The 19,361-nt window shown below is 68.3% G+C and carries 17 protein-coding genes and 1 pseudogene; 8 read left to right on the forward strand and 10 right to left on the reverse strand.

Annotated features, from left to right (window positions below; translation table 11 throughout):
- Nucleotides 1-41: 41 nt before the first annotated feature.
- The 4 genes from ACYVLQ_RS10455 to ACYVLQ_RS10470 all read right to left on the reverse strand — a co-directional run bounded on the left by ACYVLQ_RS10455 (nucleotide 42) and on the right by ACYVLQ_RS10470 (nucleotide 2,311).
- Complete coding sequence (locus ACYVLQ_RS10455; RefSeq protein ID WP_460697195.1) at nucleotides 42-356, reverse strand: PE family protein; 315 nt, start codon at nucleotides 354-356, stop codon at nucleotides 42-44.
- Between the two features lie 168 nt (nucleotides 357-524).
- Nucleotides 525-878: a metallopeptidase family protein gene (locus ACYVLQ_RS10460; protein WP_460697196.1), complete on the reverse strand. Its 354-nt coding sequence runs from the start codon at nucleotides 876-878 to the stop codon at nucleotides 525-527.
- A 22-nt stretch (nucleotides 879-900) separates the two neighbouring features.
- Entirely contained in the window at nucleotides 901-2,031 is a 1,131-nt protein-coding gene (locus tag ACYVLQ_RS10465; protein WP_460697197.1) for a septum formation family protein, read from the reverse strand.
- A 151-nt stretch (nucleotides 2,032-2,182) separates the two neighbouring features.
- Nucleotides 2,183-2,311: a hypothetical protein gene (locus ACYVLQ_RS10470; RefSeq protein WP_460697198.1), complete on the reverse strand. Its 129-nt coding sequence runs from the start codon at nucleotides 2,309-2,311 to the stop codon at nucleotides 2,183-2,185.
- A 64-nt stretch (nucleotides 2,312-2,375) separates the two neighbouring features.
- On the opposite strand from ACYVLQ_RS10470, the gene serS reads away from it, so the two are divergent.
- The 4 genes from serS to ACYVLQ_RS10490 all read left to right on the forward strand — a co-directional run bounded on the left by serS (nucleotide 2,376) and on the right by ACYVLQ_RS10490 (nucleotide 7,807).
- The gene (serS, locus tag ACYVLQ_RS10475; protein WP_460697199.1) at nucleotides 2,376-3,638 is read left to right on the forward strand and encodes a serine--tRNA ligase; all 1,263 of its coding nucleotides are present in this window, start codon (nucleotides 2,376-2,378) and stop codon (nucleotides 3,636-3,638) included.
- Nucleotides 3,639-3,850: 212 nt separating this feature from the next.
- Entirely contained in the window at nucleotides 3,851-5,641 is a 1,791-nt protein-coding gene (locus tag ACYVLQ_RS10480) for a putative bifunctional diguanylate cyclase/phosphodiesterase (protein WP_460697200.1), read from the forward strand.
- A 10-nt stretch (nucleotides 5,642-5,651) separates the two neighbouring features.
- Nucleotides 5,652-6,635 (forward strand): DMT family transporter, encoded by a 984-nt coding sequence (locus ACYVLQ_RS10485; RefSeq protein WP_460697201.1) that lies wholly within the window; start codon nucleotides 5,652-5,654, stop codon nucleotides 6,633-6,635.
- 125 nt (nucleotides 6,636-6,760) lie between these two features.
- Nucleotides 6,761-7,807 (forward strand): Gfo/Idh/MocA family protein, encoded by a 1,047-nt coding sequence (locus ACYVLQ_RS10490; RefSeq protein WP_460697202.1) that lies wholly within the window; start codon nucleotides 6,761-6,763, stop codon nucleotides 7,805-7,807.
- On the opposite strand, the gene ACYVLQ_RS10495 is transcribed toward ACYVLQ_RS10490, so the two are convergent.
- A complete protein-coding gene (locus tag ACYVLQ_RS10495) occupies nucleotides 7,804-9,342 on the reverse strand; it encodes a Rieske 2Fe-2S domain-containing protein (RefSeq protein WP_460697203.1) in 1,539 nt (512 codons plus the stop codon). The two genes, ACYVLQ_RS10490 and ACYVLQ_RS10495, sit on opposite strands and share 4 nt — an antisense overlap.
- A gap of 78 nt (nucleotides 9,343-9,420) precedes the next feature.
- Complete coding sequence (locus tag ACYVLQ_RS10500; protein WP_460697204.1) at nucleotides 9,421-10,284, reverse strand: hypothetical protein; 864 nt, start codon at nucleotides 10,282-10,284, stop codon at nucleotides 9,421-9,423.
- A 69-nt stretch (nucleotides 10,285-10,353) separates the two neighbouring features.
- On the opposite strand from ACYVLQ_RS10500, the gene ACYVLQ_RS10505 reads away from it, so the two are divergent.
- Together ACYVLQ_RS10505 and ACYVLQ_RS10510 are read left to right on the forward strand one after the other, a co-directional pair.
- Nucleotides 10,354-11,136 (forward strand): lysophospholipid acyltransferase family protein, encoded by a 783-nt coding sequence (locus ACYVLQ_RS10505; RefSeq protein ID WP_460697205.1) that lies wholly within the window; start codon nucleotides 10,354-10,356, stop codon nucleotides 11,134-11,136.
- Nucleotides 11,137-11,169: 33 nt separating this feature from the next.
- Nucleotides 11,170-11,922 (forward strand): lysophospholipid acyltransferase family protein, encoded by a 753-nt coding sequence (locus tag ACYVLQ_RS10510; RefSeq protein ID WP_460697206.1) that lies wholly within the window; start codon nucleotides 11,170-11,172, stop codon nucleotides 11,920-11,922.
- 158 nt (nucleotides 11,923-12,080) lie between these two features.
- Here the strand turns inward: ACYVLQ_RS10510 and ACYVLQ_RS10515 are convergent.
- Nucleotides 12,081-13,262 (reverse strand): annotated as a pseudogene (locus ACYVLQ_RS10515) (MFS transporter); the annotation flags it as partial.
- A 185-nt stretch (nucleotides 13,263-13,447) separates the two neighbouring features.
- Between ACYVLQ_RS10515 and ACYVLQ_RS10520 the strand changes: the two are divergent.
- A complete protein-coding gene (locus ACYVLQ_RS10520) occupies nucleotides 13,448-14,047 on the forward strand; it encodes a TetR/AcrR family transcriptional regulator C-terminal domain-containing protein (RefSeq protein WP_460697207.1) in 600 nt (199 codons plus the stop codon).
- A 259-nt stretch (nucleotides 14,048-14,306) separates the two neighbouring features.
- Nucleotides 14,307-15,323, forward strand: coding sequence for an agmatine deiminase family protein (locus ACYVLQ_RS10525; protein WP_460697208.1), 1,017 nt, complete (start codon nucleotides 14,307-14,309; stop codon nucleotides 15,321-15,323).
- 3 nt (nucleotides 15,324-15,326) lie between these two features.
- Here the strand turns inward: ACYVLQ_RS10525 and ACYVLQ_RS10530 are convergent, their stop codons facing one another.
- From ACYVLQ_RS10530 to ACYVLQ_RS10540, 3 genes are read right to left on the reverse strand one after another with little or no spacing between them, the layout of a single operon-like run.
- Nucleotides 15,327-15,986 carry a hypothetical protein gene (locus tag ACYVLQ_RS10530; RefSeq protein ID WP_460697209.1) on the reverse strand — a complete coding sequence of 220 codons (660 nt, stop codon included), beginning with the start codon at nucleotides 15,984-15,986 and terminating at the stop codon, nucleotides 15,327-15,329.
- Nucleotides 15,983-17,656 carry an ABC transporter family substrate-binding protein gene (locus ACYVLQ_RS10535; protein WP_460697210.1) on the reverse strand — a complete coding sequence of 558 codons (1,674 nt, stop codon included), beginning with the start codon at nucleotides 17,654-17,656 and terminating at the stop codon, nucleotides 15,983-15,985. Before ACYVLQ_RS10535 ends, ACYVLQ_RS10530 begins: the two co-directional genes overlap by 4 nt.
- Nucleotides 17,657-17,684: 28 nt before the next feature.
- Nucleotides 17,685-19,361 carry an ABC transporter family substrate-binding protein gene (locus tag ACYVLQ_RS10540; RefSeq protein ID WP_460697211.1) on the reverse strand — a complete coding sequence of 559 codons (1,677 nt, stop codon included), beginning with the start codon at nucleotides 19,359-19,361 and terminating at the stop codon, nucleotides 17,685-17,687.

Below are 19,361 nucleotides of genomic sequence, written 5' to 3' on the forward strand. Positions count from 1 at the left end.
TTCTGTACTCCCCTGTGTGTCCGAGCCGAGTGGTATCCGAATTACGCCTGGATCGCGCCGCCGACGGCGTTGACGCTGCCGGCGCGCATCATGTCGGTGCCGAGGTACTGCGCCAGTTGCATGCGGAGCGTGTTGGCGGCGTGGTGCAGCTCGAGGATCGCCTGCGCCGACGCGCCGTCGTGGGTGCCCGCGGCGTGGTTGAAGTGGCCCGCGGCGAGCAGCGAGACCTCCTCGATGCCGGAGGGGATGACATGGGTTGCCGGTGCCGTCAGGCTGGAGGCGGCGGCGAGCCGCTCGGCGAGCAGATCGAGTTCGACCGAGGCCGCGAGAATGGCTTCAGGTGAGACGAGAAGCATGACCCGAACTCCTTCTAGTGGTGTCTATACAGCAGTAGAGCCGGCACATGCCCGCCCTTCGGTGGAACCACGAGAATTCCCCCTACGAGTGATAGGACGCGACGGCTCCCGGCCGGGTTCCCTCGAATCCGAAGTTTCTTGCGGCTCGACCCGCTCCGCGGGTCAAGATTAACCCCATCCCAGCTGATGCAGGCGGTCTTCGTCAATCCCGAAGTAGTGCGCAATCTCGTGAATCACTGTGATCGCCACCTCTTCGACCACCTCTTCCTCGCTGTCGCACATCTCCAGCAGGGCCTCGCGATAGACCGTGATCGTGTCCGGCAGCGCCCCTCCGTACTGGCTGTCGACCCGTTCGGTCAGCGCGATGCCGTGGTAGAGGCCCAATAGGTGCGGGTCCTCGGCGTTGCGGGGCTCGATCAGCACCACCACGTTGTCGATGGCGCGGGCCAGTTCCTCGGGGATCATGTCGAGTGCTTCGCCGACCAGCTCCTCGAACCGGTCATCGGACATCGAAACGGACATTCGGTCCCTCACCAGCCGTGACCTACCGCGGCTGCGGCGGGATCGGAGCGGGCGGGGCGCCCGGGAGCGGGGACGGGGTGGAGCGGCCGGAGTTCGGCGGCGGCACCGGCGCCTGGCCGTCGATGAGTACATCCCCCTTGACCGATCCGGTGATCGTGGAGAAGCCGTCCTGCGTGCCCTTGCCGACCAGACAGCTCAGCCGATGGCTGCCGACCAACCAGCTGCGGGTGTCGAGGTTGTCCCAGAAGATGGTGAGCGTCTTGTTGATCAGCGCGTCCTGTCCGCCCATGTAGTCGTCTGCGGCGCGGGCGCACTCGTCCTGCATGTACTTGTCCTGGTCCGCGTTGTTCGGCGGGGCGCCGGTGAAATGCGTGCCCAGGTCCACCACCGACATCACCTCGTAGGCATGCGGTTTGGCGCAGTCGATCGATTCGTTGGTGGGCAGTCCCTGGCTGATCCCGATGCAGGCGCCGGCCTCGAACGCACGGGACTGATCGCTGTCGCGGACCTGGCCGACCGTCTGCTGGGTGGCGTTGCCGGTGGCGCTGACCAGCTGCAGCCCGCAGCGGATGGTGCGGTCGCCGTTGCGCCAGCCGGGCTCGCCCGGGTTGATCATGCCCACGACGTACCGGCCGCGCGGGTCCAGCCGTCCGCCGAGATAGGCGGCCGCCGCGGGCGTGCAGTGCTCGTCACGCAGTTCGGCGAACCGCAGCGAGTCCGGGAACCGTGAGCCGGGCCCGAATTCGCGGCCAGGGTACAGACTCAGGTCGATGTCGGAGGTGACCTCGAACAGGTGCTTGTCCGCGCAGTTCACCTTCGACAGGTCCAGCGTCTTGGCGTTGGTCCAGGTCAGGCAGTCGCCCGGTTTCGCGCTGCCGAACGCGCTGCCCGCCCGCCCGCCGATGTGCGGGGCGGCGGGGTCGTGCGCCTCCAGGCCGTTCGAGCTGCGGAAGCCGGAGATGAACATCGTCACCAGCGCGGCCACGATCGCGCCTACCGCGACGGCCAGCAGCCCCCAGCGCAGCTTGTGCGCGGGCAGGTGCACTCGCCCGGACGCGCTGCGCGCGGCCCGCCTCGACGCCGCTCGCCCGGGTTTACCGGGGGTGCCGGACGGTTCGGTGCCGGATGCCTGGGGCTCATCTTCGGTGGACATCGCGCTCCATCATGACAGCGCGGTTACGCAGCCGCCACGAGCCTCGGCCGATCCGTGCCACGGGCAGGGCACGACGGCCGCTGCCGCAGCCGCTGGTACGGGCGATTTCGAGCCGATGCGGCACGCTCGGGGGAGCGGTGCCGACGGCGGTTCACCCGCGCAGCGCGGAGGCGATGCCGGGCAACTGTCGCGGATTCGGCGCGGCGTAGAACTCGGTGAGCTTGCGGGCGGTCTCGGCGGCGGTGTGGTGCGTTGGGCCGAAACGGGGCGATTCGGGCATCGAATGCTGTCTCCACTCCTGCCCTCAGCAAAAACCCTTGGCGTGGCTGCCTAGGATTGCGCTCATGATCGACCTCCGATTCCTGCGTGATGATCCGGACGCGGTCCGTGCCTCCCAGCGGGCCCGCGGCGAGGATCCGGGGCTGGTGGACGCCCTGCTCGAGGCCGATGCCGCGCGCCGGGCCGCGGTAGCGACCGCCGACAACCTGCGCGCCGAGCAGAAGGCGCTGGGCAAGAAGGTCGGCAAGGCCTCCCCGGAGGACCGTCCCGCGCTGTTGACGCACGGGCAGGAGTTGGCGGCGAAGGTGAAGGAGGCCGAGGCGGCCGAGCACGCCGCCGACGCCGAACTGGGCGCCGCGCAGCGCGCCCTGTCCAACGTCGTGCAGGAGGGCGCCCCGGCGGGCGGCGAGGACGACTTTGTCCTGCTCGAGACAGTCGGCGCCCCAACCGAATTCGATTTCGTGGTCAAAGACCACCTGGAGTTGGGCGAGTCGCTGGGCCTGATCGATATGGAGCGTGGCGCCAAGGTGTCGGGGTCGCGGTTCTATTTCCTCACCGGCTACGGTGCGCTGCTGCAGCTGGGGTTGTTGCAGTTGGCGGCGCAGCGGGCGACCGCGAACGGGTTCACCATGATGATCCCGCCCGTGCTGGTGCGCCCGGAGATCATGGCAGGCACCGGATTCCTGGGCCAGCACGCCGCCGAGATCTACCACCTCGAAGAGGACGAGCTGTATCTGGTCGGCACCTCGGAGGTGCCGCTGGCGGGCTACCACTCGGGTGAGATCCTCGACCTCGCCGCCGGGCCGAAGCGATATGCGGGCTGGTCGTCGTGTTTCCGGCGCGAGGCGGGTAGCTACGGCAAGGACACTCGCGGCATCATCCGGGTGCACCAGTTCGACAAGGTCGAGATGTTCGTCTACTGCAAGCCGGAGGAGGCCGACGCCGAGCACCGGCGGCTGCTCGGCTGGGAGCAGGACATGCTCGCCGCGATCGAGGTGCCGTACCGGGTGATCGATGTCGCCGCGGGTGACCTGGGCAGTTCGGCGGCGCGCAAGTTCGACTGCGAGGCCTGGGTGCCCAGCCAGGGCACCTACCGCGAGCTCACCTCGACCTCCAACTGCACCACCTTCCAGGCGCGCCGGTTGTCGGTGCGCTACCGCGACGACAACGGCAAGCCGCAGATCGCGGCGACGCTCAACGGAACCCTGGCGACCACGCGCTGGATCGTCGCGCTGCTGGAGAACCATCAGCAAGCCGACGGATCGGTTCGGGTGCCGTCGGCGCTGGTGCCGTTCGTCGGCCGCGAGATCCTGGAACCGTTGCGGTAGCCAAGGATTCGCCACGGTGCGCAGATTTGTGCACGTGCACCGGCACGTGCGCCGCGAACACGGAAATCGCAGACTTTGCCAGTCGATTCCTGCCGATGTGACTACTGCACGGGACAACTGTGTCTAGGCTAGGCGGCGTGCGAGGAATCGGGTCTCGCGGCGATACCCGCACGCGGGTGCGGACGGCATCGGCGCTGGCAACTGCAATGGTGATGGCTCGGACCACCGGTGCGTTCTATGTGATGGGTGGCGTGCTCGGCCTGCTGATCACCGCCATCGCCCCAGGTGACGAGGGAAATCGGCCGCTCGTGGGCGCCGCGGCGGCGGTCGCCCTGCTGCTGGGGGTCAGTCTGCTGATCTGGGGTCCGCGGCTGCCGCATTCGGTGCACCACATCTACGTCGCGGTGGCGACGATCCTGGTGACGATCGCGGTGCACTGGTTCCCCAATACCGTCGGCGGGATCAGCCTGGCCGCCTTCTATGTGTTCGTCGCCTGCGATGCCGCGATTTTCTTCGGCTGGCAATGGGTTGCGGCGCATGTGCTGTTCGCCGTGCTGCTGTGCCTGTGGGTGGTGCCCTCGCGCGGGCTGCCGTGGTGGTCGGGCATGATCCCGGCCGGGGTGACGGTCGGCGCGGGCATCGTCGTCGGAATTCTTACCAGGATGGCGTCCGACGCCGATATCGATGTGCTCACCGGTCTGCTGAACCGGCGCGGCTTCGACCGCGCCCTCAATTCCGCGATCGCGCACGCCACCCGGACCGGCCAGGGGCTGGCCCTGGTGCTGGTGGACCTGGACCGCTTCCAGAAGATCAACGACCACCTCGGGCACCGCGCGGGCGACGCGGTCCTGCAGCGGGTGGCTGACACCTGGCAGAAGCTGCTCGAGCCGGACCAGCGGCTGGCCCGCTACGGCGGCGACGCCTTCGCGCTGCTGCTCCCCGGTACCACCGAGCAGGCCGCGATCCTGCTCACCGAGCAACTCCGCGCCGCGGTGACGACCGGATGTTCGGCGGGAGTCACCTCGTGGCAGCCCGGCGAATCCGGATCGCTGCTGGTCAGCCGGGCCGATGTGGGTCTGTACCGGGCCAAGCAGGCCGGGCGCAACCGCACGGTGCTGGAGTCGTCGCGGCAGCTGCCGCTGGCGGTGGAGTTGCGCGAGGCCATCGACAAGGGCGCGCTGGACGTGCACTACCAGCCGATCGTCAGCCTCACCGAGGGCGGCAGCAAGGCCGTCGGGGTGGAGGCGCTGCTGCGCTGGTCGTCGAGCGCGCAGCCGGATGTCACCACCGAGGGCCTGATCCGGGTGGCCGAGGAATACGACCTGATCTCCGACCTGGACGAACTGGTGCTGCGCCGCGCGTGCGCCGACGCCGCCCGGCTGCAGGAGACCTTCGCCCAGCTCGACCTCACCCTGAACGTCAATGTCAGCGGCCTGGAGCTGGCCGAATCCGATTACGCCGATCGGGTTTCCGGGATTCTGGCCGATACCGGCTGGCCCTCGGGTCAGCTGGTGCTGGAGGTCACCGAGAGCGAGCTGGCCGCCGAATCGCAGATCGCCATCGCGAATCTGCACACGCTGCGGGAGCGGGGCGTGCGCATCGCCATCGACGACTTCGGCACCGGCTACTCCTCGCTGAGCCGCCTGGCCACCATCCCCAGCGATATCCTGAAGGTGGACCAGTCGTTCGTGGCGGCCATCCGTTCCGGCACTCCGGCGCCGCCGCTGCTGGGTGTCATCGCGGCGCTGAGCAAATCGCTCGATCTGCAGGTCATCGCCGAGGGCGTGGAGACCGAATACCAGGCCGCGGTGCTCACGGAGCTGGGATTCGCGCTGGCGCAGGGGTATCACTACAGCGATTCGCATCCGGTGTCGGAGCTGATCAGCGACCTCAACGAGCAGCGTGGTCTGGTCGGCGCCGGGACGTCGGACCGCGACTTCGCCGCCAAGGGCTGGATCCCGGTCGAGAACGGTTACGACACGGGAACTCTCGGCAAGAACTGACCGCGAGCTGATGCGGAGAGAACTCGGTGTGGGCTGCGGCCTGTGTATCGGCGCCGGTGTGGCCGTGCAGGGGCGGGTGAACGGCGCGTTGGGGGAGCGGTTGCAGGACGGGATCGCCGCGGCCGTCATCAGTTTCGGATCCGGGCTGGTGGTGCTCGGAGTCGCATTCGTGCTGCGTGGGCGATTGCGCGCGGGGGTGCGGGCGGTGTGGCGCGCGGTCGTGAGCGGCCGGCTGCGGTGGTGGCAGCTGCTCGGCGGGCTGTGCGGGGCGTTGTTCGTTGCGTGTCAGGGGCTTACGGTGGCGGCGATCGGGGTCACCGCGTTCACCGTCGCGGTCGTGGCGGGGCAGCTGACGAGCAGCCTGGTGGTGGATCGGCTCGGGCTCGGGCCGAGCGAGCGCACGCCGGTGACTGTTGCGCGCATCGCGGGCGCGGCGCTTGCGCTGGCCGCGGTGGGGCTCTCGGCCGCGGGCGGGTCGGGGGCGGGCCACCCCGTCTCTGCGGCGGGGGATCTGCTCGGTGCGGTTCCGCCCGTGGCGCTGATCGCGTTCCCCGCGCTCGCCGGGATCGGGCTGGCCTGGCAGCAGGCCATGAACGGGCAGATCGGGATGGTCGGCGGGCCCTACTCGGCCACGCTGGTCAATTTCGCGACCGGCGTCGTCGGCCTGCTCCTCGTCGAATCGCTGGTCCTCATGCGCACCGGCCTCCCTGAGCGCTTGCCCGCCGAACCGTGGTTGTACCTCGGCGGTGTCATCGGCGTGGTATTCATCGCCTTGGCCGTCGCGGTGGTTCGTTGGATCGGGGTACTCCTGCTCGGCCTCGCCTCCGTCGCCGGTCAGCTGCTGGCCGCCGTGGTACTGGATGTCGTGCTGCCCACCGGGTCCGGGCTGTCGGCGGCCGCTCTCGGGGGCTGCGTGCTGACCCTGATGGCGGTTGGTGTCGCGGCGCGCCGATCGGATTCGCGCGTGGTGACCGTCGGCCGGTCGAAGGAGTGAGTCGACTGCGGCGCGGCATGGTGGCTCGGTCGATGGGTCTGATCGGCGGGATGGCGCCGCGCGGGTAAGAGGGGCGGGAGAGACTCGGGAACAATGGCGTGCGGCGACGACGGCGGAAGGACAGCATGCGGGAACTGAATGTTGCGGTGATCGGATATGGGCTGGCCGGGTCGGTGTTTCATGCGCCGCTGATCGCCGCCGAGCCGAGGCTGCGGGTCGCTGCGGTGGTGACCTCGTCCGAGGAGCGAGCCGAGCAGGCGCGGACCGAACACCCCGGGGTGCGGGTGGTGCCCAGTGCCGAGGAGGTGTTCGCGGATCCGGCGGGCATCGACCTCGTGGTGGTCGCGACGCCCAACCGCACCCACGCGCCGCTGGCGACGCGAGCGCTGGCGGCGGGGCTGCCGGTGGTCGTGGACAAGCCGTTCGCGCTTACCGCCGCCGAGGGCGAGCACCTGATCGATGCCGCCGAGCGGGCCGGGCAGTTGTTGACAGTGTTCCAGAACCGGCGCTGGGACAGCGACTTTCGCACGGTTCGCCGTGTGATCGCGGACGGCAGCCTCGGTGAGGTGCGGCGGTTCGAATCCCGCTTCGAACGGTGGCGGCCGGTGACGAAGGGCGGATGGCGGGAGGCGGGGGGCGTCGACGACGGTGCGGGCATCCTCTACGACCTCGGCAGTCACCTGATCGACCAGGCATTGAGCCTGTTCGGTCCGGTCGCCGGCGTGTACTGCGAGCTGGACACACGACGCGACGGCGTGCAGGCCGACGACGACGCTTTCGTAGCACTGACGCACGTCTCCGGCGTGCGGTCACACCTGTGGATGAGCGCCGTTGCCCCGCAGCTGGGCCCGCGCTTCCGTGTGCTGGGTTCCGACAGCGGCTATGTCTCGTACGGTCTGGATCCGCAAGAGGCCGCGCTGCGCGCCGGCGAACGTCCGGAGATTGGAAAGCCCTGGGGCACGGTGGAACCCGAGGGCTGGGGGCTGCTCGGTACCGAAGGGGACACGCACCCGACTCCGACCGAGCCCGGCGACTACCCGGCCTTCTACACCGCCGTGGCCGACGCGCTGCTCGACGGCGCCCCGACCCCCGTCGATCCCCGCGATGCCGTCGCGGCCCTGCGCATCGTGGAGCGTGCCCGAGCCTCGGCGTACGACGGCTCGACCCGCTAACCCAGCTTGCGTGAGCGCAGCTCGTGACCCTTCGAGGTCTTGCAGCGCCCGCTCTCCAGGTCCCACTGCCAGCCGTGCAGATTGCAGGTCAGCGTATTGCCTTCCACCACACCGAATTTCGAAAGATCGGCCTTCAGGTGCGGGCAGCGCCGCTGCACCTCCCAGCCCGCGATCTCGCAGGAGGCCGAATCGTCGTGCGCCTCGGAGAACCAGCCGTCGGCGTAGGCGATGCGCTCGTCGCTGAGGCATTTGAAGAAGGTGTAGAGGTACTCGTTGTACCCGCCGATGCGCCACGCCTGGAATCGCGTGGACAGGAAGATGGTGTTCACCCAGTCGGGCTCGCCGTCGCGCAACACGGTGCGCACCAACTGCGGATCGATGCGGAAACCGTAGCGGTACTTCCCTTCTCCCTCGATCGGGCCGCGCACCACGCGCTTGGGGAAGTCGAGCACCACGGTCTCCTCGCCCAGCGCCAGGCCGACCGGGTAGCCGATGCCGTCGCAGATCAGATCGCTCTGCGCCATGATCGGCTCGAACAGCTCTTTCAGCTGCGGTAGCAGCGGGCCTTCCTCGGTGGCCCAGGCGGCCTTCTCCGCCGCCAGTACGGGGGCCATGCGCTGCGCCATCTGCTCGATGTAGGCGGCCTTGTCGTCGTAGATCTCGCCTGGATCGAACGGGTGCGTCAGCTCCAGTTCGGCGCCGCGCACGTCGGCGACCGAACCCGGGATCATCAGCACGCCACCGGTATTGCCGTGGATGCGCATCTGCTCCAGGAACACCATCTGATCCGGGAAGATGTTGCCCTCGTCGCCGTGGTCGTCGTTCAGATAGCGCAACTCGTCGTCCAGGAACACCGGCGGGCCCGCCGACGGGACCACCCAGGTCGCCCCGACCTGCTCGATATAGCTGCGCGCCCGGTCCATACCGCGCTGGCGCTTCTGCTTGCCGAAGTTCGACTTCGTCCGCTTCGGGATGTCGTAGACCATCGGGTACCAGATGGCGCCGGAGTACTGCAGCAGGTGGATGTCGACGTGGCCGAACTGCTCGTGCAGCACGTCCATGTCGACCGGCCGGGCGTCGTTCATGTTGAAGCACACGGTCTCGCCGTCGGACACCACCAGACCGGAGTCGCCGATCGGGCCGTCCGCGGGCGCGCGCAGCGCGATGATCATGACGTCCAGGTCGCCGCCCGGCCCGGTGACGGTGTGCTTGACCGAATCCTCGGTCTCGAAGAACTTGTGGAACCCGAGCTTCTCCAGCTCGCGCCTCAGGTCCGGAACCGGGTAGTCGGGCAGCAGGACCGTGGCGTCCTTGTTGATGCGCTCGGCCAGGTTCTTCGCGTCGAAATGGTCGCGGTGCAGGTGCGAGACGTACAGGAAGTCGCAGTTCCCCAACTCGTCCCAGTCGAGCCGGGTGTTGTCCGGAAACGGGAACCACGAACCGAAGTACGCCGGGTTGACCCACGGATCGCAGAGAATCGTCCCGGCCGGGGTACGGATGTGAAATCCGGCGTGTCCGACGCTGGTGATCTGCACGAAGAAGTCCCTCCTGAACCGTTGTCAGCCACCCAGGGTAGCCGTGTCGGGCCGGGAGTGCTCGAGGGTCCCTCCGCGTTACCCGGAGACGTCGCCGAGGCAGTAACCCTGGTCGGTGAGTCGCAGGGTGAAGGTCCGCTCCTGCGTCCCGGCGGCGGTGGTGACCGGCGCCGAGACCGAGAAGTAGTCCCCGCGCAGCGGTTTGGACGTGATCGACTGGTCGACGAAGGACCGCACACCGGTGAGCTTGTCCGGGTTGGTCGTCAGGGGAGCCACGGCGGTGCGGCCGCTGCCGGTGGGATCCCAGGCGGCATCGCAGATCAGCGGGTGGGTGGTCTCCCGATCGGCCGGATTCAACGGTCGGCCGACACCGCGGGCCAGGTAGCGGCGGACGGTGTGGCGGGCGTCGGCGTCGTTGAACGCGGTGTCCGCGCCGGTGGGGTAGACCCGCGGGCAGGCGTAGCCCGTGGCGATATCGGCGCGCTGCGCGACGAGGGTGACCCCCGCACGATCCGGGGTGCCGGGGCTCTGCCAGGTGATGGCCGCGCCGTCGTCGACGCCGGGCTGGGCGAGCGCCCGCACGACGGCCTGTTTGTCGGCGTACATGGTCTCCACATTGCGCGGCGCCAACGTCCAGCACTTGTCCACCAGCTGCGGCCGGGGCAGCTCCTGCAGGTCGATCGCGAAGCGGGTGAGGGCGTCGGCGGCCGCGGGGTCCGGGGATTCCAGCGAGACGGTGACCGCCACCTCACCGGCGGCCGATGGCGCCGTCGACGGGACCGCCGACGAGGTCGTCTCGGCCCCGCTGTCGTAGTCGGTGCCCTCGATCCCGACCCGCGAATCGCATCCGGCCACCGCGGCCAGCAGCGCGAGCCCTGCGAGTAGCGTCCCCAGGCGCGGGTGGGTGCGTCGGGTACACCGTGCTGGTCGAGGGCATTTCACTGCGGCAAACCTCTTTCCTGCGCGTGCGATGGAGGGCGCGAATGTGACTGCGACTACGCTAGCTGAATTGTGGAACCCGTCTACCGGACGATCATCGGCCTGGCCCGCACCGTCTTCTTCGCGCAGGGGCTGAAATTCGAGGTCAGAGGGGATGAGAACATCCCCGCGACCGGTGGCGCCGTCATCGCGATCAACCACACCGGCTATATGGACTTCACCTACGCCGGGCTGCCGGCGCGGACGCCGAAGCGCTACATCCGGTTCATGGCGAAGAAGGAGGTCTTCGACGACAAGATCTCCGGTCCGATCATGCGAGCGCTCAAGCACATTCCGGTGGACCGCTCGGCGGGAGCGGACTCCTACGAGGCCGCGCTCGACTATCTGCGGCGGGGTGAGCTCGTGGGCGTCTATCCCGAGGCCACCATCAGCCGCAGCTTCGAGATCAAGGAGTTCAAGTCGGGCGCCGCGCGGATGGCGATCGAGGCCGGGGTGCCGCTGATCCCGATGACCATCTGGGGCGCGCAGCGGGTGTGGACGAAGGGGTTCCCGAAGCGTCTGGGACGTACCAATACTCCGATTTCCATCGCCGTCGGCGAGCCCATCCAGCCGCCCGCCGTCGAATCGGGCAATATCGCCGAGCCCGCCGCCGAGCTGACCCGGCGGCTGCGCTCGACGATGCAGGAGATGCTGTGCGACCTGCAGCGGGACTACGTGCACGAGCCGGGCGCATACTGGGTTCCGGCCCGCCTCGGCGGCGGCGCCCCGACGCTCGAGGAGGCCGATGCGATGGATGCCGCGGAGGCCGCCGAGAAGGCCGCGCGGCGCTCGGCCACGGGTGACCCGACGCAATAGCCGAAAGGCCGCAGCAGTACAGGAGTTTCGAGTATGTCGCGAGAGCCCGTCTTCGACGTCCTCACCGGCCTGGTCCGCACGATGTTCTGGGCGCAGGGCCTGCGCATCGATATCGCGGGGCAGGAACACATTCCGCGCACCGGCGGGGCGGTGCTGGCCGTGAACCACACCGCGTACCTGGATTTCATGGAAGTCGGTCTGGTGGGCCGCAAATCGGGCCGCAATGTGCGGTACATGATGAAGGCCGAGTTGGAGCACGGCATCGTCGGCTGGCTCATGAAGCACTGCAAGGCGATCGGTGTGGACCGCAGCGCCGGGCACGAATCCTTCGAGCGCGCGGTAACGGCGCTGCGCGACGGCGAGATCGTGGTCGTCTACCCGGAGGCCACTATCAGCCGCAGTTTCGAGATCAAGGAGTTCAAGTCGGGCGCGGCCCGGATGGCGATCGACTCGGGCGCCCCGATCGTGCCGATGACGATCTGGGGCGCGCAGCGCGTCTGGACCAAGGACATTCCGAAACGGCTGGGGCGGCACAACTTCCCGATCCACATCCGTATCGGCGCGCCCATCCCGGCGTACGAGCCCGCCGACGCCCTCACCGCCGAACTGCGTTCCAGCATGGAGCGCCTGCTCGACCAGGCACAGCAGGGCTACGACATGCCCGAGGGAGCGCGCTGGGTACCCGCACGTCTCGGCGGCGCCGCGCCCACCTTGGAGCAGGCGGCCGTGCTCGAACAGGAAGAGCTGGCGCGACGGCGAGCGAAGCGCGAGGCCCGCGGCGGCTGAGCCCGGAACCCCGCACCTCCCGCATGCGTGGACGTGGCCGTGAGTACCAGTGCTGCTCCGGCGATTCCGACGGCTGTGGCGATCCAGAAGGCGGCGGTGAATCCGGTGGCTACCGAGCCGAGGATCAGTCCCGCGCCCAGTTGACTGCCCAAAGCGCCTCCGACCGTGCGGGATACGGTGTTGATGCCGTTGGCCGTGGCTGCCCGGGCGGGATCGACGACCCGGTGTAGCTGGGACGGCAGCGCGGTCATCACCAGGCCCGTGCCGAGTCCGATCGGCAGCGCGCCCACCGCCAGCTGCCACGGTGAACCGTGCGCGAGGGCCAGCGATGCCGCGCCGCAGGCGGTCAGGAGCAATCCGGCGGCCGAGGGACCGCGCGGGCTCCGGCGCGCGATGATCCGGCCCGCGACGGCTCCGGCGGGCAGGACCACCAGCGTGGACGGCAGCATCACCAGCCCGGCGGCGGTCACGGAGCCGCCGAAACCAGCTGCCGCCGTGGGCAATTCGACCAGTTTGGGTACCAGTACGTAGTACATGAACTGGACCGCGCCCAGGGCGAGCGCCGCGAGATGTGCGATGCCGACGGGCCGGTGGAGTACCAGGTCCATATCGATGAGCGGATCCCGGAGCCGCCGCTCCACTCGAGCGAATATCGCCAGCAGCACGACACCGCCGACGGTGAGCGCCAGCGTCGGAAGGCCAAGCCACCCGGCGGTCGGGCCGACGGTGAGCGCCAGCAGAATTCCGCAGAGCCCGCCCGCGAGCAGGACGGTACCGCCGATGTCGAGCCGTCCGGCGCCCCGCGACGCGCCGTCCGGCACAGCCGGATAGCCGAGCGCCAGTGCGGCCGTGATCAATCCGGCGCCGACTACGAAAAGCCAGCGCCACGAGGCGTGGTCGACGATCAACCCGCCGCAGACCAGCGCGATCCCCGCCGCACCGCCCACCAGCCCGGACAGCAGTCCCAGCCCCGCGTGCACGCGCTCGGGCGGCAGGATGTCGGGAACCGAGCCGAAGGCCAGTGGCAATATCGCGAGGCTGATGCCCTGCCCGGCGCGGGCCGCGATGAGTACGCCGATATGCGGCGCGGCGAGGGCGACCAGCGTGGCGGTCAGGTAGATCGCGAGCACGATCAGCAGCATGCGACGCCGCCCGTACCGATCGCCCAGTCGGCTGACCAGCGGCGTCAGGGTCGCACCGGCGAGCAGGGGTGCGCTCATCACGGCCCAGGTCGCGCCGGTCGCGCTGGTGTGCAGGGCATGCTGCAGCACGCCGATCGCGGGAACCAGCATGGTCTGCATCAGCCCGTACGACAGCACGCCGAGGGCCAGGGCGACCATGGCGGCGGTGCGGCGGATCGCGGGCGGGGTGGTGGTCAGGGTCTGGGTGGTCACACGGCCTCCTTATGCAGCGAACAACGTTCGCGTTAGGCCTACCTAACTATATGCGAACACCGTTCGCAAGTGCTGCGTCGTGGCGGTCGACCCCGCCGCTTAGGCTCGGAGCACCCGGCGGAAGGAACGAGGTGCGCGAACAACCGTTGACTCGCGGCGCGATCGTGGCCGCCGCGCGCCGGATCGCCGACGCGGAAGGCCTGTCGGCGCTCACCCTGCGGCGGGTGGCGCAGGAGCTGGCCACGGGCCAGGCCTCGCTGTATCGGCACATCGCCGACCGACGTGAACTGCTCGCCCTGCTCAACGACGACCTCGCCCGCGCGTTTCCGGTGGTCCGGGAGGGGCGGCCGCGGGAACGGATCGTGCGGCAGTGGCTCGGGGCGCATCGGGTCCTGCTCGACCATCCGTGGGCCGCAAAGGTGATCATCGATGCCGCCTCGGTGACGGCCACCGCGCTGCCCTTCGCGGAGTCGGGGATCGGCGCCCTGCTCGACGCCGGTCTGAGCCCGGATGTCGCGGCGCGGGCCTATCGCGCCGTCTGGCACCTGCTGCTCGGATATGTCGTCAACGAACATCCCCTCGGGCATCCGGGGCTGGCGGTCGACGCGAACGCCTTCCCGGCCCTCACCGCGGCCCGCCCGCACCTGGCCGCGGCCGATTCCGTCGCCGATTTCGAGTGGGCCCTGCACCGACTGCTGGACTCGATACTGGGCCAGGAGACGGACGATTGAACATGCCGGCCAGGTACGCGGCCGTGTGGCTACGGGAATTGTGTCGTGCCGATGTAATTCGAACAGACCGGCCGTCGGTGGTCTGCGGCGCAGACCGGTCACGGAATTAGGTATCCGGTGCCGAATTGTGGCGGCCGAATCGTTCATCGATGTCCGAAATTCGCGATCGCGACATGGGCAGGTACCGCGAAAACGCATCCGCAAACTCGACGGGCGAAACTTTTTGGTGCGTCTCCGAAAAGTGGGTAGCGTCGGTCCCATGACGCGCTACACAATGCCGGCGGAGACCGCTCCGCACGCCCGGACCTGGCTGGCCTGGCCCGCCAAGGAATCGGTGTGGGAGGAGCTGCTGCCGCTGGTGCGCGCGGATATCACACGGCTGGCCCGCGCGATCGCCGAACACGAACCGGTGACGCTGCTGTCCCGCCGCGAACAGGTCGAGGAGGCGCGCCGGGCCTGCGGTTCGGCCGTGGAGGTCGTCTCGGCCCCGCTGGACGATCTGTGGGTGCGCGATACCGGGCCGACATTTGTGTCCGGCCCGGACGGTCCCGCCGGAATTGACTTCAACTTCAACGGCTGGGGTCAGAAGTCCGAGTACCACATGGATGCCAAGGTGGCGCGAAAAGTGCTCGAGCATGCGGAAATTCCCCGCGTGGTCGCGCCGATCGTCACGGAGGGCGGTGCGCTGGAGGTGGATGGCGAGGGCACGCTGCTGACGACCGAGAGCGCATTGGTCAATCCGAACCGAAATCCCGGGCTCGATCACGAGGACATCGAAAAGGCGCTCGGCGAAATGCTGGGCGTCACGAAAGTCGTGTGGCTGCAAGGGGTCGCCGGGGAGGACGTCACCGATTGCCATGTCGACGCCGTCGCTCGTTTCGCCGCACCCGGTGTGGTCCTGGTGGATTGGCCGGTCCATCCGGATCCGGGCGACGTCTTCGCCCGCGCGGCGGTCCAGGCACGCGAGATCCTGCGCCGGGCCACCGACGCCGCGGGCAGGCCCTTCGAGATCATCGAACTCCCGCAACCGGACCCGACCGAACTGAGCGGCGAACGGGGACCCGACTTCCTGTACTCCTACGTCAACTTCTACATCGGCAACAACGCCGTCTACATGCCCGCCTACGGCGATCCCCGCGGCGACGACCGCGCCGCGGGGATTCTGGCCGACGCGTTCCCCGGCCGGGAGGTGGTCCGGGTGGAGTACAACGCGGTCGTGGAGGGCGGCGGGGGAATTCACTGCTCGACCCAGCAGCAGCCGCTGGTCACGGGCTGAGGTTCAGCTCGGATCGGACCCGCGGATCGCGGCGAACCAAACCACCACACAGGTGGCGACCGTCACCGCTCCCACGAATGCGGGGAACCCACCGCCCGCGACATACACCCACAGCAGCGCGGCGAACGGCGCGGCGACGGCGGATTGGGCATCCAGCACCAGCCTGCGCGCGAACCGCGCCGACCGTGCGGCGTGCGCCGCCCCGTCCGGATCCGGGCGGGCGGGATTGTCGATCAGTTTTCCGGGCGGCTCCGAATCCCGCAGCGGCCCTGCGGGATACAGGCGCAGCTCGCCGATCCGGATGGTTCCGTTGCCCATTCGCAGGGTCGACGCGGTCAAGGTCACCAGGGCGGGATCGAAATACACGGGTAGCCAGCGCCTCCGGCCGCCGACCTCCCATTCCAACCAGGAGTGGCTGGCGAGTCGATACTGTTGCCGGACCCGCCGACACTCCGCGGTCCCCGCGACGATGCCGCGCACCGGCCACTTGCCGAACGCCACCGCGAGTCGAAACGCCGTGTACCCCAACACGACCAACCCCACCGCCGCCAGCATGCTCGCCTGCTCCAGATCGGCGAACGGCGCCCAGGCGAGGCAGATCGCCAGGGCGCCGAACGCCGTCAGAACTGGGTAGGCCAGGGGATGGCCCGAGCCGGAAATCACTTCAGGAAGCCGACTTTCGTCCAGTCGAAGGTGGCCAGGCCGCGGGCGCCGTAGTTGGCGAGATTGGCCTTGGCGGCCACGATGCCGGGCGACTGCAGCAGCGGAAGCGAATGCCCCTCTTCGAAGATGCCGCGGTCCACCTTGTTCGCGAGTTCGATCGCCTTCTTCTCATCCAGCTCCGAGATGGTCTGCTCGATGAGGGCGTTGAGTTCCGGCGAGCCGATCCGGCCGTAGTTGCCCTGCAGGTCGTTGGGGTTGTAGCCCCAGATCTGGTTGAGCGAACTCAGCGGGAACGGGTCGCCGACCCAGCTCCACTGCGCCACATCGAAATCACCCGGCTGGATCACGTCGGTGAAGAACGCCTTGCCGGGCCGGGTGTCGATGGTGAGCTTCACGCCGATCTGGGCCAGATTCTGCTGGATGATCTGTGCCAGCTGGACCCAGGTCTCGTCGTTGTACATGACGTCGCGGATCTCCAGCTTCCGGCCGTCCTTCTCCCGGACGTCGCCGTTGAGCTTCCAGCCGAGGTCGTCGAGTTCCTTGGCGGCGGCGCCGGGGTCGAAGCCGAGGCTGTTGTCCTGGTAGCCGGTCTGGCCTTCCAGGTAGATGTGGTTGTTCAGCGGCTTGGGAGCGGCGACCAGGCCGTTCTGGATAGCCGTGGCGATGCCCTGCCGATCGATACCCTTCGAAATGGCGAGGCGCAGTTTGGGATCGGAGAGAATCGAACCGGGCGCGCCATTGAAGGTCAGGTGCGACCACTGGGTCGCCGGTGCCCGCCGGATCGCGATGTCCGGAATGCCCTGCGCCGTGGCCAGGTCGTCGCGCCGACCGATGCCGACCGCGTCGATCTCGTTGTTCTGCAGCGCGGGTACCAGCGCGGCGCTGTCCAGGACACTGAAGGTGACGGTGTCGAGCTTGGGAGTCGCTCCCCACCATTTCGGGTTGCGGCCGAGCACGATACGGCCTTGGGCGCGATCGGTCGACTGCAGCGTGAACGGACCCGCCGTCAGCCCGATATTGTCCACCAGGCTCTTGTTGAACGCCTCCGGAGTGCCGGTCACCGATTTCGGGAACAGGAAGCCGTTGCCCGCGAACTGCCCGCGCCACTCCGCGTAGTGCGTTCTGAAGGTCATGACGGCCTGCCGGTCGTCGACGCCCCGCTCGACCTTCTCCACCCGGTCGAAGCCCTGATTCGCCGCGATCAGGAACTCCTTGTTCCGGCCGCTCAGCGCCTCGGCCTCGGAGCGGATGTCCTCCCAGGTGATCGGGCTGCCGTCCGACCACACCGCGTTCGGGTTGATCGTGTAGGTCACCTGCTGCGGCTCGGTATTGGTCAGCTCGATGCTGGTGAAGTAGTCGGTGTTGAGGATCGGATTGCCCGAGGGATCGATCCGGTAGGACTGCGGCATCATCAGTCGCTCGATACTGGCTATATCGGCGTTGTTGCCGTCATTGGAGATGGAGTTCCAGTTGGGCGGGAACTCGGAGACGGCCAACCGCAGATTGCCGCCGTCGCGGAGTTCGCTGACGTCGTGCGGGTTGATGTCGTTGGTCGTCCCGATGGAGGAGGTCCCGGTGCCGGGATCATCGGAGCCCGCACACCCGGACAAGACCATTCCGAATGCGACCGCCGGGATCGCTAACCGGACAACTGTCGAACGAATCCGCAAGGGTCGCTCCTTTCATCGGGACCGGTGCTCACTTCACAAAGCCGATCTTGGTGTAGTCGTAGGACGCCAGTCCGGGCGCCCCGTAGTTGGCCAGTCCCGCGCGGACCGCGAGATTTCCGGGCGATTGCATCAGCGGGATCGAATGCCCGATCTCCCAGATCTTCCGGTCGATGCGATTGGCCAGTTCGACGGCCTTGGCGGGATCCAACTCGGCCAGCGCCTGATCGATGAGGTCGTTGATCTCCGGCGATCCGACCCGGCCGTAATTGCCCTGCAGGTCGTTCGGATCGTAGCGGTAGACCTGCGGCAGGTTCTTCAGCACGAATACGTCGCCGGACCACACCCAGTGCGCGACATCGAAATTGCCGGGCTTGATGTTGTCGGTGAAGAAGCCTTTACCCGGTTTGGTGTCGATGACGAGCTTCACCCCGATGCGCGCCAGGTTCTGCTGGATGATCTGTGCGATCTGTACCCAGTTCTGGTCGTTGTACATGACATCGCGGATTTCCAACCTGCGCCCGTCCTTCTCCCGGACGTCGCCGTTGAGTTTCCAGCCGAGTGCGTCGAGTTCGCGCGCGGCGGCGTCCGGATCGTAGCCGAGACTGTTGTCCCGGTATCCGGTCTGGCCCTGCACGTACACGTGACTTCCCAGCGGCCGCGGGGTCTGCACCAGCCCGTTCTGAATCGCCGTGGCGATGCCCTGCCGGTCGATCGCCTTGGAGATCGCCACCCGCACCTCGGGGCCCTCGAGCAGCGAGCCGGGTGCGCCGTTGAAGGTCATATGCGACCAGACATTGCCCGGGGCGCGGCGAATGGCCACCCCGGGAATGCCCTGGGCGGTCTTCAGATCGTCGCGGGTGGCAATGCCCACGGCGTCGATCTCGTTGTTCTGCAGGGCCGGGATGAAAGCGCTGCTGTCCAGGGCGGTGAAGGTGATCGTGTCCAGTTTCGGGGTGTCGCCCCACCATTTCGGATTGCGGCCCAGGACTATTCGGCCCTGCGCCCGATCCACCGACTGCACCGTGAACGGTCCCCCGGTCAGTGAGATGCTGTCGACGAGGCTCTTGTTGAATGCCTCGGGGGTGCTCGTCACCGATTTCGGCAACAGGAATCCCTCGCCCGCGAACTGCCCCTTCCAATCCGCCCAGTGCTGCCGGAAGGTGATGATCGCCTGCTTGTCGTCGGCACCGCGTTCGACCTTCTCCACTCGATCGAACCCGAAGTTCATCCTGATGAGAAACGCCGGATCGGCGCCGCTCAGCGCCGCGGCCTGGGACCGGATGTCCTCCCAGGTGATCGGCGTGCCATCGGACCACACGGCCTTCGGATTGATGGTGTAGACGACCTGCTGCGGATCGGTGTTCGTGAGTTCGACACCGGTGAAATAGTTCGTGTCGACCGAGAGGTTGCCCGCCGCGTCGGTTCTGAACGCCCGCGGCATCATCGGACGTAGCACGCCCGCCACCTCGCCGTCGGCATCGGTGTGCAGCACGTTCCACTGCGGCGGCAGCGCCGTGAGCGCGAGCCGCAGGTTGCCCCCGTCGCGCAGGTCGGCGACATCGTGCGGGTTGACGTCGTTGGTGGTTCCCAGTTCGGCGGCGGCGCCGTGGGGCGCCTCGCCGGTATCCGAGCCGCACGCGGCCAGCCCGAGCGCGACCACCACCAGCGGTACGGCGAACTGCCTGCTCAGCGAGCGAACCTTCAC

This window comes from Nocardia thraciensis (assembly GCF_054782435.1).

Bases quoted from the DNA above. Each gene is read 5' to 3' on its own strand.
- ACYVLQ_RS10455 (WP_460697195.1), bottom strand. From the start codon at position 356: ATGCTTCTCGTCTCACCTGAAGCCATTCTCGCGGCCTCGGTCGAACTC.
- ACYVLQ_RS10460 (WP_460697196.1), bottom strand. From the start codon at position 878: ATGTCCGTTTCGATGTCCGATGACCGGTTCGAGGAGCTGGTCGGCGAA.
- ACYVLQ_RS10465 (WP_460697197.1), bottom strand. From the start codon at position 2,031: ATGTCCACCGAAGATGAGCCCCAGGCATCCGGCACCGAACCGTCCGGC.
- ACYVLQ_RS10470 (WP_460697198.1), bottom strand. From the start codon at position 2,311: ATGCCCGAATCGCCCCGTTTCGGCCCAACGCACCACACCGCCGCCGAG.
- serS (WP_460697199.1), top strand. From the start codon at position 2,376: ATGATCGACCTCCGATTCCTGCGTGATGATCCGGACGCGGTCCGTGCC.
- ACYVLQ_RS10480 (WP_460697200.1), top strand. From the start codon at position 3,851: ATGGCTCGGACCACCGGTGCGTTCTATGTGATGGGTGGCGTGCTCGGC.
- ACYVLQ_RS10485 (WP_460697201.1), top strand. From the start codon at position 5,652: ATGCGGAGAGAACTCGGTGTGGGCTGCGGCCTGTGTATCGGCGCCGGT.
- ACYVLQ_RS10490 (WP_460697202.1), top strand. From the start codon at position 6,761: ATGCGGGAACTGAATGTTGCGGTGATCGGATATGGGCTGGCCGGGTCG.
- ACYVLQ_RS10510 (WP_460697206.1), top strand. From the start codon at position 11,170: ATGTCGCGAGAGCCCGTCTTCGACGTCCTCACCGGCCTGGTCCGCACG.
- ACYVLQ_RS10525 (WP_460697208.1), top strand. From the start codon at position 14,307: ATGACGCGCTACACAATGCCGGCGGAGACCGCTCCGCACGCCCGGACC.